Annotated in this window: 14 protein-coding genes; 13 read left to right on the top strand and 1 reads right to left on the bottom strand. The window is 67.1% G+C overall.

The window, feature by feature from the left end; all coding sequences use genetic code 11:
* Positions 1-40 precede the first annotated feature (40 nt).
* Entirely contained in the window at positions 41-1492 is a 1452-nt protein-coding gene (gene cysS, locus ACFYLW_RS03360; protein WP_390182825.1) for a cysteine--tRNA ligase, read from the bottom strand.
* A 127-nt stretch (positions 1493-1619) separates the two neighbouring features.
* On the opposite strand from cysS, the gene folE reads away from it, so the two are divergent.
* From folE to ACFYLW_RS03295, 13 genes are all read left to right on the top strand, one after another.
* Complete coding sequence (gene folE, locus ACFYLW_RS03355) at positions 1620-2237, top strand: GTP cyclohydrolase I FolE (protein WP_313472044.1); 618 nt, start codon at positions 1620-1622, stop codon at positions 2235-2237.
* Positions 2238-2437: 200 nt separating this feature from the next.
* Positions 2438-2878 carry a biopolymer transporter ExbD gene (locus ACFYLW_RS03350; protein ID WP_292083928.1) on the top strand — a complete coding sequence of 147 codons (441 nt, stop codon included), beginning with the start codon at positions 2438-2440 and terminating at the stop codon, positions 2876-2878.
* A 137-nt stretch (positions 2879-3015) separates the two neighbouring features.
* Positions 3016-4851, top strand: a complete 1836-nt coding sequence (locus ACFYLW_RS03345; protein WP_390182824.1) for a gamma-glutamyltransferase family protein — start codon at positions 3016-3018, stop codon at positions 4849-4851.
* A gap of 10 nt (positions 4852-4861) precedes the next feature.
* Positions 4862-5650, top strand: a complete 789-nt coding sequence (locus tag ACFYLW_RS03340; protein ID WP_390182823.1) for a hypothetical protein — start codon at positions 4862-4864, stop codon at positions 5648-5650.
* A 51-nt stretch (positions 5651-5701) separates the two neighbouring features.
* Entirely contained in the window at positions 5702-6568 is an 867-nt protein-coding gene (locus tag ACFYLW_RS03335) for an alpha/beta fold hydrolase (protein ID WP_390182822.1), read from the top strand.
* A gap of 42 nt (positions 6569-6610) precedes the next feature.
* Complete coding sequence (locus ACFYLW_RS03330) at positions 6611-7465, top strand: aldo/keto reductase (RefSeq protein ID WP_390182821.1); 855 nt, start codon at positions 6611-6613, stop codon at positions 7463-7465.
* Between the two features lie 39 nt (positions 7466-7504).
* Positions 7505-7753, top strand: a complete 249-nt coding sequence (locus ACFYLW_RS03325; protein WP_390182820.1) for a helix-turn-helix domain-containing protein — start codon at positions 7505-7507, stop codon at positions 7751-7753.
* Positions 7753-8391 (top strand): Pr6Pr family membrane protein, encoded by a 639-nt coding sequence (locus ACFYLW_RS03320; protein ID WP_390182819.1) that lies wholly within the window; start codon positions 7753-7755, stop codon positions 8389-8391. Before ACFYLW_RS03325 ends, ACFYLW_RS03320 begins: the two co-directional genes overlap by 1 nt.
* Positions 8392-8401: 10 nt before the next feature.
* Entirely contained in the window at positions 8402-9931 is a 1530-nt protein-coding gene (locus ACFYLW_RS03315; protein WP_390182817.1) for a UbiD family decarboxylase, read from the top strand.
* A gap of 85 nt (positions 9932-10016) precedes the next feature.
* Complete coding sequence (locus tag ACFYLW_RS03310; protein ID WP_313472052.1) at positions 10017-12323, top strand: methyl-accepting chemotaxis protein; 2307 nt, start codon at positions 10017-10019, stop codon at positions 12321-12323.
* 80 nt (positions 12324-12403) lie between these two features.
* Positions 12404-13033 (top strand): hypothetical protein, encoded by a 630-nt coding sequence (locus tag ACFYLW_RS03305; RefSeq protein WP_292083938.1) that lies wholly within the window; start codon positions 12404-12406, stop codon positions 13031-13033.
* 136 nt (positions 13034-13169) lie between these two features.
* Entirely contained in the window at positions 13170-14948 is a 1779-nt protein-coding gene (locus ACFYLW_RS03300; protein ID WP_292083940.1) for a M14 family metallopeptidase, read from the top strand.
* Positions 14945-15346 (top strand): MAPEG family protein, encoded by a 402-nt coding sequence (locus tag ACFYLW_RS03295; RefSeq protein ID WP_292083941.1) that lies wholly within the window; start codon positions 14945-14947, stop codon positions 15344-15346. The genes ACFYLW_RS03300 and ACFYLW_RS03295 overlap by 4 nt, the downstream gene beginning before the upstream one ends.
* Positions 15347-15390 lie beyond the last annotated feature (44 nt).

Genomic DNA, 15390 nt, shown 5'->3' with positions numbered 1-15390 from the left:
CACCGGTCCGCGATTGAGCCCGCGCGTCGTCCGCCTCCCCTTACCCCTTCACCCGCCAGGTCGCGCCTTGCGGGCCGTCCATGACGACGACGTTCAGTTCATTCAGGCGATCGCGGACACGGTCGGCCTCGCCCCAGTTCTTTTCGGCGCGGGCGACGGCGCGCTGCTCCAGCAGCCCTTCGACCTCGGCCTTCAAGGCCGGATCGCCGCCCTCGAACCATTCGTCCGGCGTCAGGGCCAGCACGCCCAGCAGGCCGGCGGCCTCGACCAGGCTCCAGCGCGCCATGGCCACGTCGTTGATGTCGGCCTCAGCATCGTTCAGCAGGTCGCGCAGGGCGTTGCCCAGCCCGAACAACTGGGCGATGGCGCCCGGCGTGTTGAGGTCGTCCTCCAGCGCGTCCAGCACCGGGTCGAGGGCGTTCTCGGCCAGCTCCATCTCGGCCTCTTCCAGGACGGAGAGATCGAAATCGCCCAGCCGGGCGTCGGCGTCGCGCAGGACGCCGTAGAGGCGGTCCAGGTTCTTGCGCGACTGATCCAGCAGGGTCTGGTTCCAGTCCAGCGGCTGACGATAGTGGGCGCTCAGCAAGGCCCAGCGCACCACCTCGCCCGGCATGGCCTTCACCAGATCATGCAGCAGAAGGACGTTGCCGATCGACTTGGACATCTTCTCGGCGTCCACCGTCAGGAAACCGTTGTGCATCCAGTAGCGGGCGTATTCGTCGTGGGCCTGGTCGCCGTGGGCGTGACCATGGGCGCAGACGCCCTGGGCGATCTCGTTCTCGTGGTGCGGGAAGACCAGGTCGATGCCGCCGCCGTGGATGTCGATGGGCAGGCCGAGGGTCTGCTCGATCATGGCCGAGCACTCGATGTGCCAGCCGGGACGCCCTTCGCCCCACGGGCTCGGCCAGGACGGCTCGTCCGCCTTGGACGGCTTCCACAGGACGAAGTCGTGCGAGTTCTTTTTATAAGGCGCAACCTCGACGCGGGCGCCGGCAATCATGTCGTCCAGGTTGCGGCCCGACAGTGCGCCGTAGGACGGATAGCTCGAGACATCGAACAGGACATGACCCTCGGCGGCATAGGCGTTGCCGGCGTCGATGATGGCCTGGATCTGGGCCGTGATCGCCTCGATGTAGTCGGTGACGTGGGGGGCGATGTCCGGCGGGCTGACGTTCAGCAGGCCCATGTCGGCCAGGTAGGCCGCCTCGTACCGCGCCGTGATCTCGCCTATGGCCACGCCTTCGCGGGCGGCCTTGGCGTTGATCTTGTCGTCCACGTCGGTGACGTTGCGGGCGTAGATGACCTTGTCCGGGCCATAGGTCCGGCGCAGCAGTCGCACCAGAACGTCGAACACCACCGGCGGACGCGCATTGCCGATATGGGCGTAGTCATAGACCGTCGGACCGCAGACATAGAGCGTCACCCGGTTCGGATCGCGCGGCGTGAAGGCGCGCTTTTCACGGCGAAGGGTGTCGTGGATGTGCAACGGCATGGGTGACAGTCTTTTGCGAGTTTTCTTGCGGGACGGACGACGTGTCCCATATAGCGGCCTGATACACAGTCATACTTGATTGGTAAAAGGTAGCCTTGGCGGTCTCCCCGCCCCGCTGGATCAGTTCATGAGCACTTCGCCCGCCAAGCCCGTCCTCGTCACCGAAGAGACCGCCGTCGTGCGCCCCAGCCGCGAACAGGCGCTGGAGGCCGTGCGCACCCTGATCGCCTGGGCGGGCGACGATCCCTCGCGCCCCGGCCTGATCGACACGCCCAAGCGGGTGGTCGACGCCTATGGCGAATGGTTCGACGGTTACGACGCCGATGCGGGCAAGGAGTTGTCGCGCACCTTCGAGGACGTGACCGGCTATGACGACATGGTCATCCTGCGCGACATCGAGATCGAGAGCCACTGCGAGCACCACATGGCCCCCTTCCTCGGCAAGGCCTATGTCGCCTACCTGCCGGGCGAGAAGGTCGTGGGCATCTCCAAGCTGGCGCGCGTGGTCGAGATCTTCGCCCGTCGCCTGCAGAACCAGGAGACCCTGACCAACGACATCATCGAGGCCATCGAATCGCACCTGCAGCCGCGCGGCGTGGCCGTCCTGGTCGATGCGGCGCACCAGTGCATGACCACGCGCGGCGTTCATCACCGCCACGTCACCACCATCACCACCCGCTTCACCGGCGCCTTCAAGGACGACCCGGCCCTGGCCGACCGCTTCCTCAAGCTGGCCAGGGGCTGAGGACAAGAGGCTGAGTCGCAAGGGGTTTGATCCGGTCGTCTCGCACCTGCGAAACGACCGATTTGGCAATCTTATTGCCCTTTGACGCGAATTCGTCACGCAAGACGGCTTTACAAGCCCGGCGCGGGACGCCAAGAGACGATCCATACCTTTGAGTGCTGCTCGCCGGAGAATGCGAGCTGTGATGGAGACGACGGCGTATGGGCTCTAAACTTTCCGGTCCCGCGGGCCAGGGTGGCAAAACGATCGAACAGAACGCTGACATCAACGTCACGCCGTTCGTCGACATCATGCTGGTGCTGCTGATCATCTTCATGGTCGCCGCGCCGCTGGCCACCGTGTCGATCAAGCTGGACCTGCCGCCGGCGGTTCCCAGCGAAACCAATGAAAAGCCCAAGGAACCCGTGTACGTCACGATCCAGGAGTCGGGCAGCATCTACATCGCCGAGAAAGAAACCTCGGTCGCCACCCTCCCGGCCGACGTCTGCGCCGCGCAGAACGTGACGACGGACTGCCGCGAAGAGCGCGTCTTCGTCCGCGCCCAGCCGGAAGTGAAGTACAACCAGTTCATGGAAGTCATGAACAAGCTTCAGGAAAACGGCTTCTACAAGGTCGGTCTGCTGAACGAAGACATCGAGTAGGACTTAGCTCCGCTCTCAATGAATCAGGGCCGCTCCTCCGGGAGCGGCCCTTTTTCTTGGCCTGAACGCCATCCCCGCTTGCCCCCGAGACAATGCCGGTCCTTGATGCAGACCGTCAGTTTTCGGGGGAATCCGCCATGCGTCGCCGCACCTTCCTGTCCAGTTTGCCTGCGGGCGCCCTTCTGGCCGGGGCTGGCTCGGTCGCCGCCCAGACGACGCCGGCGCCCGCCACCGCAGCCGCCGCCTCCGCCTCGTCTCGCCCCGCAGATCCCTACGCCGGCGTCGGCATCGGCGACCGGGTGACAGGGCCGAAATTCGTCGGCCGCTCGACCGTCTGGGGCGCAAACGGCGCGGCAGCGACGGCCCATCCCGCCGCCACCCTGATCGGTCTGGACACCCTGCGACGCGGCGGCTCGGCCATCGACGCCGCCATCGCCATCAACGCCGCCCTCGGTTTCCTGGAGCCAACCGCCAACGGCATCGGCGGCGACGCCTTCTGCCTGATGTGGGACCCGAGCCAGAAGAAGGTCGTCGGCTTCAACGGTTCGGGGAATAGTCCTCTCGCGTTGTCGCTGGCGACCGCCCGCTCGAAGGCCGTGGACGGCTATCTGCCCAAGTACGGCGCCGTGACCGTCAACGTGCCCGGCACGGTCGACGCCTGGTGGAGCGCGCACCAGCGTTACGGCAAGCTGCCTTGGAAGGACGTCCTGATTCCCGTCGCCGAACTGTGCGAACAGGGCGTGCCCGTGCCTGAGGTCATCGCCTGGTATCTGGAACGCAACATGGCCGGCTTCGACCGCGCCAGCGCCCAGATCGAGGAGAACGACAACCGCAAGAAGGTGTACCGCCCCGACGGCCGCACGCCGAAGACGGGCGAGATTTTCGCCAACCCGGACCTGGGCCGCACCTATCGGATGATCGCCGAAGGCGGTCGCGACGCCTTCTACGACGGGGCCATCGCCGATCATATCGAGCGCTATTTCAAGCGGATCGGCGGCTGGATGACCCGCGCCGACCTGGCCGCCCACCGCACCGAATGGGTCGAGCCGCTGATGACCACCTATCGCGGGGTCGAGGTCTATAGCCTGGGGCCGAACACCCAGGGCCTGTCGACCAACCAGATCCTGAACATCTGCGAGCAGTTCGACCTCAAGGCCATGGGCTTCCAGTCCGCCGCCTCGATCCACGTCCAGGCCGAGGCCAAGCGGTTGGCCTTCGAGGATCGCGCCCGCTACTTCGCCGACGAGCGCTTCGCCAAGGCCCCGACCGCCTGGCTGAACTCCAAGGCCTACGCCGCCGAGCGCGCCAGGCTGATCAACCCGGATCGCGTCATGGATCGGGTCTTCCCCGGCGACGCCCCGACCCAAGGCGACACCACCTATTTCAGCGTGGCCGACAAGGACGGGATGATGGTCAGCTGGATCCAGTCCAACTATCGCGGCATGGGTTCGGGCCTGACGCCGGATGGTCCCGACGGCGGGACCCTGGGCTTCATGTTCCAGGACCGGGGCGAGCTGTTCGCCCTGACCGACGGCCATCCCAATGTCTATGCGCCGGGCAAGCGACCCTTCCACACCATCATTCCCGGCTTCGCCTGCAAGGACGGGGAGCCCTGGCTGGCCTATGGCGTCATGGGCGGCGGGATGCAGCCCCAGGGGCAGGCCCAGATCATCATCAACATGGTCGACTATGGCCTCGACCCGCAGCAGGCTGGGGACAGCCCGCGCTGGCAGCACTATGGCTCGTCCGAGCCGACCGGCCAGCCCGCCGAGGGCGTCGGCAAGCTGCACCTGGAAACCGGCGTGCCCGAAGCCACCAGGCAGCAGCTGACCGCCATGGGCTGGGACCTCGGCCCGCCCGACGGCGGCTTCGGCGGCTATCAGAACGTCATGAAGCAGATAAACGCACAGGGCCGCTGGACCTACGGCGCGGCCACCGAGATGCGCAAGGACGGCAACGCCCTGGCCTATTGAGGAGAACGCCATGATCGCCGCCCTTCTGGCCGCCGCCGCCCTCGCTGCGCCCGCCGCCTGCACGCCCGTTCCCGGCGTCGAAGCCCTGTGGAAGGACGAGATCCGCTACGTCGTCGTCGGCGAGATGCACGGCACGGCCGAGACCCCCGCCGCTTTCGCCGACATGGTCTGCGCCGCGCGGGACAAGGGACCGGTGACGGTCGCGCTCGAATTCTCGGAAGGCATGCAGCCCATGATGGACGCCTTCATGGCGGCCGAAAGCGAGCAGGCAGCGCGCGCCATCCTGGCCGCCTATCCGCACGGCCCCTTCGTCCATCATGACGGGCGCGGCAGCGTCGCCGTTCTGGACCTGTTGCTGCGCCTGCGGGCGATGCAGCGCGAGACGCCCAGCCTCAAGGTCGTCGCCTTCGCCCCCGACAGCCCGCGCGTTCAGGGCTTCAACCAATCCTACTCCGAGTTGGACATGGGTCATCGACTGGCGACCGCCGCGCGCAAGGCGCCGGACAGCCGGATGCTGGTCCTGGTCGGCAACATTCATGCGCAGAAAAAGATGATCGAGAGCTTCAACCTGACCCCGGCGGTGGTGCATCTACCGTCCGCCGAGGTCGTCAGCCTCTATGCGGTTCCGCAGGGCGGAACCGCCTGGAACTGCAGAGGCGAAGCCTGCGGCGCCAATCCCTTGCCGGAGACCTACGACGCCGCCGCGCGGGGCGTCGTCATCCAGCCCTATGGCAACGGCGCCTTCGACGGCGTCCTCGCCCTCGGCCCGACCACCGCGTCCGAACCCGCCAAGCCTTGACCTGACGCCACGTCAATCGCCTAGAGTTCGTTTCCAAACAGGACGGACCCTATGACCGAGCTCGTGACCCGCGACTTTCACGCCCCGGCCCCCGACGGCTATCCGCTGTCGATGCGACTGGTGTCGGCGGCGGAGCCGCGCATCGCCGTGCTGGTGTCGTCGGGGACGGGCTTTCCCAAGGGCTTCTATGAGCGGTTCGCGCGGCATCTGGCGAGCCAGGGCGCGGCGGTGCTGACCTATGATTTTCGCGGCATCGCCGGGTCGCGGCCCGATGACCTGAAGGCGATGGCGATGGACTACCCCGACTGGGGCCGGCTGGACATGCCCGCCGCCCTGGACGCCCTGATCGCGGCGGCGCCGGGCCTGCGCGTCGTCCATGTCGGCCACAGCGTCGGCGGGCATTTCCTGGGCTTCATGGCCAATCAGGACCGGATCGACCGCCACGCCTTCGTCTCGGTCGGCACCGGATGGTGGGGCGGGCACCACCGCAGCTACAATCCGCTGGAGCTCTTCTTCTGGCTGGGCTTCGGCCCGTTCAGCCTGATGCGGCACGGCTATATCAAGGGCGGCGGCCTGTGGGGCGGGACCGACCTGCCGCGCGGCGTCTTCACCACCTGGCGGCGCTGGTGCCTGAAGCGGGCATACTTCTCGCGCGAGCTGGAAACGAGCTTGCGGCCCCATCATTACGAGGCGGTGACCGCGCCCATCCGATCCTGGATCTTCACCGACGACCCCATCGCCACGCCGAGCACCGCGCGCGACCTGCTGACGGTTTACCCCAAGGCCCCGTCCGAGATCAGTGTCCACGCCCCCGCCGACTTCGGCGCGCGGCGTATCGGCCACGAGGGCGCCTTCCGAAAGGGCATGGAGCCTTTGTGGGATCAGATTTTCCACTGGCTGGACAATGGCGAGGCCTGATCGAGCGCCTATATCGAGCGCTCCTTAATGCCGGAGCCTCCCATGCCCTATTCCGATCAGCCGACCGTCATCGCCTCGGGCGTGGAGATTCCGCTTCTCGGTTTCGGCACCTGGCAGCTGGAAGCCGACGACGCCCGGCGCATGGTGCTGGAGGCCCTGCGCATCGGCTATCGCCACATCGACACGGCCTGGATCTACAAGAACGAGAAGGCCGTGGGCGACGGCATCGCCGACGCCGTAGCGGAAGGCATCGTGGCCCGCGACGAGATCTTCGTGACCACCAAGATCTGGGTCGAGCACTTCCATCGCGACGCCCTGCTGCGCCAGGCCGAAGAGTCTGCGATCAGCCTGGGCCTGACGCCCGACCTGCTGCTGCTGCACTGGCCCAAGCCGACGCCCTCGCTCAAGGAGACGATCGACGCTCTGAACGAGGCGCGGGAGAAGGACTTCACCCGTCACATCGGCCTGTCGAACTTCCCCTCAAGCCTGTTCCGTGAGGCGGCGGCCCTGTCGAAGGCGCCGCTGGTGACCAATCAGGTCGAGTATCATCCCTATCTGTCGCAGAAGACCCTGATCGAGACGGCGCGCGAGCTGGGCTCGTCCATCACCGCCTGGTCACCGCTGGCCCAGGGAAAGATCGCCGAGGACGTCGTGATCGGCGAGATCGCCAAGGCTCACGGCAAGACCAACGGCCAGGTCACCCTGCGCTGGTTCATCCAGCAGGGCGTGATCGCCATTCCGCGCACAACAAAGGTCGAACGCGCCCGCGAGAGCTTCGACATCTTCGACTTCGAACTGTCGGCGGACGAGATGGCCCGCATCAGCGCCCTGGCCCGTCCCGATGGCCGTCTGGGTGACTGGCTGGACGCGGCCTTCCAATGGGATCAGGATGCCTGAATAGACAGCGTCGCAGGACGCGCGCGTCGGGAGGACGCCATGGGTTCGGTTCTGGGCTTTCCGGGGATTGATCCGATGGACGCCGTCGTCGGCGCCCGCATCCGGCGCTGGCGCGACCAGAGGGGGGTGTCGCCGGACGATCTGGCCGCCGCCCTCGACCTGACGCCCGAGGCCCTGCGCCGCATCGAAGCGGGGCGCGAACATCTGGATTCCGCCGGCATCGACGCCGCCACCCGCGCCCTTCGCCTGCCGGTGTGGGCGCTGGTGTCAGACGTGCCGGGCTACTGATGGCCCGCCTTTACCGCGCGATCTTCGCCGCTCTCGGCTGGTTCGCCCTGGGCCTGCAATACGGGCTGATGCTGAAGGGCAATCCGCAGACCGGCGCGGGCGAGCTGACGCTCAACTTCTTCAGCTACTTCACCATCCTGTCGAACATTCTGGTGGCCCTGGCCCTGACGGCGCCGGCCGTGGCGCCGAACAGCCGGCTGGGACGCTGGTCGCTCAGCGAGAGCGTCCGGGCCGCCGTGACCATGTATATCGTCGTGGTCGGGGTGGTTTATCACTTCCTGCTGGCCCCGACCTGGAACCCGCAGGGCTGGTCGCTGGTCGCCAACAACCTGCTGCATTACGTCATGCCGATCGCCTTCTCCGTCGACTGGCTGGTCTTCACGCCCAAGGGACGGCTGCGCTGGGTCGATCCGGCCCGGTGGCTGGTCGTGGTGCTGATCTATGGCGGCTGGACCCTGCTTCACGGCAAGCTGAGCGGCTGGTGGCCCTACTGGTTCGTGGACGTGGATCGACTGGGGCTGGGCAGGACCGCAGTCTATTTCGCGGGCCTGCTGGTCTTCTTCCTGATCGTGGGCCTGATCGTCGTGGCGATCGATCGCACCTTCGGACGGCGTGACAGACGGCTCGCGTCCGCCTAAGCGTCAGCGCATGGCCTACAAGTCCCTGCGCGATTTCATCGCGACCCTAGAAGCCGATGGCGAACTGGTTCGCGTGTCGGAGCCCGTCTCCACCCATCTGGAGATGACCGAGATCCAGACCCGGCTGCTGAGGAACGGCGGCCCGGCGGTCCTGTTTGAAAAGCCGGTCATGCCGGACGGCTCGATCAGCCCTATTCCCTGCCTGGCCAACCTGTTCGGCACGGTGAAGCGGGTCGCCATGGGCGTGACGCTGGAGGGCAAGCAACGCACCACGGCGGGCGAACTGCGCGAGGTCGGCGAACTGCTGGCCTTCCTTCGCAATCCGACGCCGCCGCGCGGCTTCTCGGACGCCATGGAGATGCTGCCCCTCGCCCAGACCGTCATGTCCATGCGGCCCAAGACGGTGAAGAGGGCCCCGGTGCAGGAGGTGGTGCTGAAGGGCGATCAGATCGACCTGACCAGCCTGCCGATCCAGGGCTGCTGGCCCGGCGAGCCGGCGCCGCTCATCACCTGGGGTCTGGTCGTGACCAAGGGGCCGTCGGACGACCGCGAGGACGACTTCAACCTGGGCATCTATCGGATGCAGGTCCTGGGCAAGGACAAGGCCATCATGCGCTGGCTGGCCCACCGCGGCGGGGCCCAGCACTATGCCCGGCACAAGAAGGCGGGCAAGCGCGAGCCTCTGCCCTGCGCCGTCGTTCTGGGGGCCGATCCGGGCACCATCCTGGCCGCCGTGACCCCGGTGCCGGAGACCCTGTCGGAGTATCAGTTCGCGGGCCTGATGCGCGGCTCCAAGGCCGAGCTGGTCCCGTGCAAGACCGTGCCGCTGATGGTGCCGGCCAACGCCGAGATCGTGCTGGAAGGCCACGTTCTGCTGGACGAGTTCGAGGACGAAGGCCCCTACGGCGACCACACCGGCTACTACAACTCGGTCGAGAAGTTCCCGGTCTTCCAGGTGACGGCGATCACCATGCGCAAAGACCCGATCTATCTGACCACCTTCACCGGCCGTCCGCCGGACGAGCCGAGCGTTCTGGGCGAGGCCCTGAACGAGGTCTTCATCCCCCTGATCCGCCAGCAGTTCCCCGAGATCACGGACTTCTGGCTGCCGCCCGAGGGGTGCAGCTACCGCATTGCCGTGGTGTCGATGAAGAAGGCCTATCCGGGCCACGCCAAGCGCGTGATGATGGGCTGCTGGAGCTATCTGCGCCAGTTCATGTACACCAAGTGGATCATCGTCGTGGACGACGATATCAACGCCCGCGACTGGAAGGATGTCATGTGGGCCGTCTCGACCAAGATGGACCCGGCCCGCGACATCACGGTCATCGAGAACACCCCCATCGACTATCTGGACTTCGCCAGCCCCGAAAGCGGGCTGGGGTCCAAGATCGGCCTGGACGCCACCGACAAGTGGGAGCCCGAGACCAAGCGCGAATGGGGCGAGGAAATCCGCATGGACGAGGCCGTGGTCGAGCGGGTCAACGATATCTGGGACCGCCTGGGCCTGCCGGGCGACAAGACGCCGATCTGGAAATAGCGCCGACAGCGATCGCCGAACTCCAGTCGCGATAGCCTCTCCTTAATCCTCTCGCCGTTAAGCCTGTGAGGATCGGGGAGAGATCATGCTTGCTTTCAAGAAACTGACTGTCGCTGGCAAAATGCTGACGGCGGGCGGCGCCGTCACGGGCGTCCTGCTGCTTTGCGCGGCCTTCGCCGTCTCACACAACACGCGAACCGTCGCGCGTGGTCTGTCGCACGACTACGCCCAGGCTCTGAGCGACGGCGCCGTGGCCAACGTCAGCGGCAAGATCGGCGAAGCCTCCTCCACCGCCCGATCGATGGCCGAGATGATCGGCAAGGCCCATGAATCCGGCGTGCGCGACCGCACCACGGTCATGGCCATGATGAAGCCCGCCGCGACCGCGACGCCGCTGGTGCTGGGCAGCTGGTTCATCGCCGCGCCCGGCGCCTTTGACGGCCGCGACGCCTCTCTGGCGGGCCGGGTCGATCTGGGCTCGAACGCCGCCGGCAACTTCCTGCCCTACTGGGTCAACGACGGCGGCGTGATCACCATGCAGCCGCTGAACGCGGGCAACGACTACGAGCAGCCCTACTTCACCCTGCCCTTCAACAGCGGCAAGCCGGCCATCGTCGAGCCCTACGCCTATGACGTCGGCGGCAAGTCGGTGCTGATGACCTCAGTGGCCTATCCGGTCGTCTCGGGCGGAAAGGTGATCGGCGTGGCCGGTCTGGACCTGGCGCTGGATGATCTCTCGACCCTGCTGGGCGAGATGAAGCCGCTCGGTTCGGGACAGGTCATGCTGCTGTCCAGCTCGGGCGCCTGGGTGTCGCACCCCAACGCCGCCCTGCGCACCAAACCCTATGCCGAGGATCAGGTCGAGGCCGTGCGCGCCGTCCTCAGCCGCAACGAGGCCACCCTGCTGAGCGGCATGCGCAGCCTGACCGGCGAACGCATCGAGCGCCGCGTCAGCCCCGCGCCGCTGCCCGGCCTGAACGCCACCTGGGGTCTGGTGACCGACATCCCCACCAAGGCCATCAACGGCCCCTCCGACCGCCTGGCTGTCGCCATGATGATCGGCGGTCTGGTCATCCTGGCCCTGGTTCTGGCCAGCCTGTTCTTCGTCACCGACAAGGTGGTGCGCCAGCCGCTGGCGCGGCTGACGGCCTCGGTCAAGGCGCTGAACGCCGGTCGCTATGAAGAGCCGGTGCGCGGCGCCGAAAGCGCCGACGAGGTCGGCGGCATCGCCCGCGCCCTGGAAGGCTTCCGCCATCAGCTGGCCGACACCGAGCGCCTGAGGGCCGAGCAGGAACAGAGCCGCATCGCCGCCGAGGCCGAACGCCGGCGCAACGACGCCGTCCGCCGGGCGGCCGAAGAGGAGCAGCGCCTCGTCGTCGCCTCGCTGGGCGAAGGCCTGTCGCAACTGTCGGACGGCAACCTGACCTATCGTCTGGAAGCCGCCTTCCCCGAGGACTATCGCAAGCTGCGCGACGACTTCAATCTGGCCATGGGCCGGCTGGAAGAGACGATGACGGTCATCATCGGCAGCGCCGCCGGCATCCGCTCGACCACCACCGAAATCAGCCAGGCCTCCGACGACCTGTCGCGTCGCACCGAGCAACAGGCGGCCAGTCTGGAAGAGACCGCCGCCGCCCTGGAAGAGGTCACGACCACCATCCGCCATGCCTCCGACGGCGCTGATCGCGCCCGCGACATCGTCGAGACGACCCGCCAGAACGCCCGTCGCAGCGGCGACGTGGTCGATCAGACGGTCACGGCCATGCGCGAGATCGAGTCCTCGGCCCAGCAGATCGCCCAGATCACCGGCGTGATCGACGAGATCGCCTTCCAGACCAATCTTCTGGCCCTGAACGCCGGGGTCGAGGCCGCCCGCGCCGGCGACGCGGGTCGCGGCTTCGCCGTGGTCGCCTCGGAAGTCCGGGCTCTGGCCCAGCGCTCGGCCGAAGCGGCCAAGGAGATCAAGACGCTGATCGGCTCCAGCACCGAGCGGGTCAACCAGGGCGTCCGGCTGGTCGACGACACCGGTCAGGCCCTGACCCGGATCATCGACGAGGTCGCCCAGATCAGCGGTCTGGTCGCCGATATCGCCGCCTCCGCGAGAGAACAGGCCACCGGCCTGGGCGAGATCAATGTGGCGGTAAACCAGATGGATCAGATGACCCAGCAGAACGCCGCCATGGTCGAGGAATCCACCGCCGCCTCCCACTCGCTGGCGCAGGAGACCACCAGCCTGGCCGAACTTATGGGCCGGTTCCGCATCCGCGCGGAAGTCGCCCCGGCGGCGCGTCCTGCGCCCGCGCCCCGGACCGTGACGGCCCTGAAGACCGTGGGCGGACGCGGCCTGTCGGCCGTTCCCGCGGCCTCGACCGACGACTGGGAAGAGTTCTGACACCCGGCCATTCCCGCCGCCGTCTGGCGCTGCGGCGGGGAACCGTCTAGCTTGCCTCACGACATGGTCGGGGGGCCGCATTGAGCGCGTTCGAGTTCTTCTTCAGCTTCTACGGCCTGCTGCTGGGCCTGTCGGTCGCCGAGCTGGTCGGCGGTTTCGCGCGAGTACTGCATGAGCGCGAACGCATCCGCTTCGGCTGGCTGACTCCGGCGCTTGCCCTGTTCGTGGCCATCGACATCGCCACCTTCTGGAACCAGGCCTGGGTCATCTTTCGCGGGGCCCCGTTCAACACCTTCCTGCTGCTGGTCAGCCTGAGCATCGCCGCAACCTTCTATGTGGCCGCCAGCGTGACCTTCCCGCGCGTCTCGGCCGAAGGCGCCCATGAGCGCGTCGATCTGGACGCCCACTTCTGGGCCCACCGAAAGCTGGTGTTCGGCTGCATCCTGGGCGCCAATCTGATCGTGGCGGTGATGGTGATCATCCTGGGGCAGGCCGATCCCGGCTTCGCCAAGCTGGCCGGTTCAGTACCACTTTGGATCGGCGTCGCCGTCTTCGTGGCCGGCACAGCGACAGCGGCATTCGCGCCCTGGAGGCGCGTGGCGGTCGGCGCCCTGATCGTCGTGCTACTCTACATGATGTGGCAGATGGCCCGTTCGGCGGGAGAGCTGGCGGCGGCGGGCGGCTGGTCGCCTGTGACCGGCGGGGGCTGAGGCCTTGCCAATGACTTGCCCCCAAGACTCGTCAGTGACTTGCCAGACGATGACGATGAGCCCACGAAAAGCCATGCGCCCTGAATACTTCGTTGCGGCGGCCGTAGCCGCCCTTGTCGCCTGCGTGAGCCCCGCCATGTCCCAGACCCCGACCTCCGTTCCCAACGTCGCCCCGTGGGACCAGGCCTTCCTGCCGCCCGCGCCGACGTGGAACGGCGCATCCAAGGCCCTGCTGCGCGACGCCTCCGATCCCTGGGTCACAGCCTTCGAGGCCGATGCAGGGCATGACTTCTCGCCCTCCTACGCCGACACCCGCGCCTGGTTCGACCGGCTGGACGCGGCCAGCGACCTGATCCGCATCGAGCAATTCGGCGTCTCGCCGGAAGGGCGTCCCATCTATGCGGTGATCGCGTCCAAGGACGGCGCGACTCTGGACCCGTCCAAGCCCGTCCTGCTGGCCCAGGCCGGCATCCATCCGGGCGAGATCGACGGCAAGGACGCGGGCATGATGCTGCTGCGCGACATGGCCTTCTACGGCAAAGACGGCCTGCTGGACCGCGCCAACCTGATCCTGATCCCGATTCTGAGCGTCGACGGACACGAGCGTACCAGCCCCTATTCCCGCCCCAACCAGCGCGGGCCGCGCAATCAGGGCTGGCGTCACACGGCGACCAACCAGAACCTGAACCGCGACTTCATGAAGCTGGATCAGGCCGAGATGCAGGCCGTCATGGGCCTGATCCACAAGTATCAGCCCGACCTCTACGTCGACATCCACGTCACCGACGGCATCGATTATCAGTACGACGTCACCTACGGCTACAACGGCGAGGACGGCGTCTGGAGCCGCAGCCCCGCCATCGCCAAATGGCTGGACGACGCCTTCAAGCCCGACATGAACTCTGCCCTGGAGGCACAAGGCCACATCCCCGGCGAGCTGGTCTTCGCCATCGATGACCGCGACCCGAAGAAGGGCATGAACGACGGCGGTCTGGGCGAGCGCTACTCTAACGGCTGGGGCTCGGCCGCCCACGTCCCGACCATCCTGATCGAGAACCACAGCCTGAAACCGCACGAGCAACGGGTTCTGGGGACCTATGTCTTCCTGGAAGAAGCGCTGAAGCTGCTGGCCGAAAAGTCCCAAACCCTGCGCGCCGCCATCAGCGCCGACCGCGCCCTGCGCCCCGCCGAACTGCCCGCCAACTTCGTCGGCGACGAGCAGCCGATCCGCACCCGTCCGTTCAAGGGCATCCTCTACGACACCTATGACAGCGTCGCCTCGGGCCGTCCCGAGCTGCGCTGGCTTGGCCAGCCGGACCCGGAGCTGTGGCAGGTGCCCTACTTCGGATCGCGCCCGACGCTGACGCTGAAGCGCCCGACCGCCTACTGGGTGCCGTCCTATCGCGCCGACATCATCGAGCGGCTGAAGACCCACGGCGTGCAGATGGAGACCCTGTCCGCCCCGCGCACCGTCGCCGTCGACATGCTGCGCCTGATTGATCCCAAGGTCTCGGCTCGCACCAACGAAGGCCATGTGCCGATCACGGTCGGCGAGGTCCGCCCTGAGGCCAAGGACTGGACCTTCCCCGTCGGCTCGGTGCGCGTGCCGACCGATCAGCCGATGGGCGATGTCGCCATCCTGCTGCTGGAGCCGCAGTCGAGCGAGAGCTTCTTCGCTTGGGGCATGTTCCCCGAGGTGCTGAACCGCGTCGAATACATCGAGGCCTACGCCATCGCGCCCCTGGCGGAGAAGATGCTGGCGGCCGATCCGGCGCTGAAGGCCGAGTTCGAGGCCAAGCTGGCCGCCGAGCCCGCCTTCGCCGCCGATGGCGACGCCCGCCTGGCCTGGTTCTACGAGCGCACGCCCTTCTACGATCAGCGCTTCCGCCTCTATCCTGTGGGGCGCGAACATTGAGCCTGATCCCGACCATTCAGGCGGCGTCCCTGTGGGGCGGGCTGCTGATCCTGCTGATGTTCGGCCTGTCCGGCGTGGTGGTGAGCCGTCGCCGCAAGCACATGGTCGAGTTCGGGGACGGCGGCGAGCGCGAGCTGGTCTGCGCCACCCGCGCCTTCGCCAATGCGGCGGAGTATATCCCTGCCGGGATGTGCGGCCTGATCCTGCTGGCCTTCCTCGGCGCGCCGGCCCTGCTGATCCATGCCGTCGGCGGGACCCTGTTCGCGGGCCGGGTGATCCACGCTCTGGGCCTGCTGTTCCAGCAAGGCCCGTCGCTGGGCCGATCGGTCGGCATGATCCTGACCTGGCTGGCCCTGCTGGTGGCGGCGGTCAGCCTGATCGGTTGGTCGATTCTCTGAAGCGCGGCGGGCCGGTTGCGATACGGCGGCGGGTCCGCCATATC

Origin of the sequence: Brevundimonas sp. NPDC007368, from assembly GCF_042869015.1 — a bacterium.
Lineage (GTDB): Bacteria > Pseudomonadota > Alphaproteobacteria > Caulobacterales > Caulobacteraceae > Brevundimonas.
Note: the sequence above shows the minus strand (reverse complement) of the source record. Positions and strands in the feature narration are given on the sequence as shown.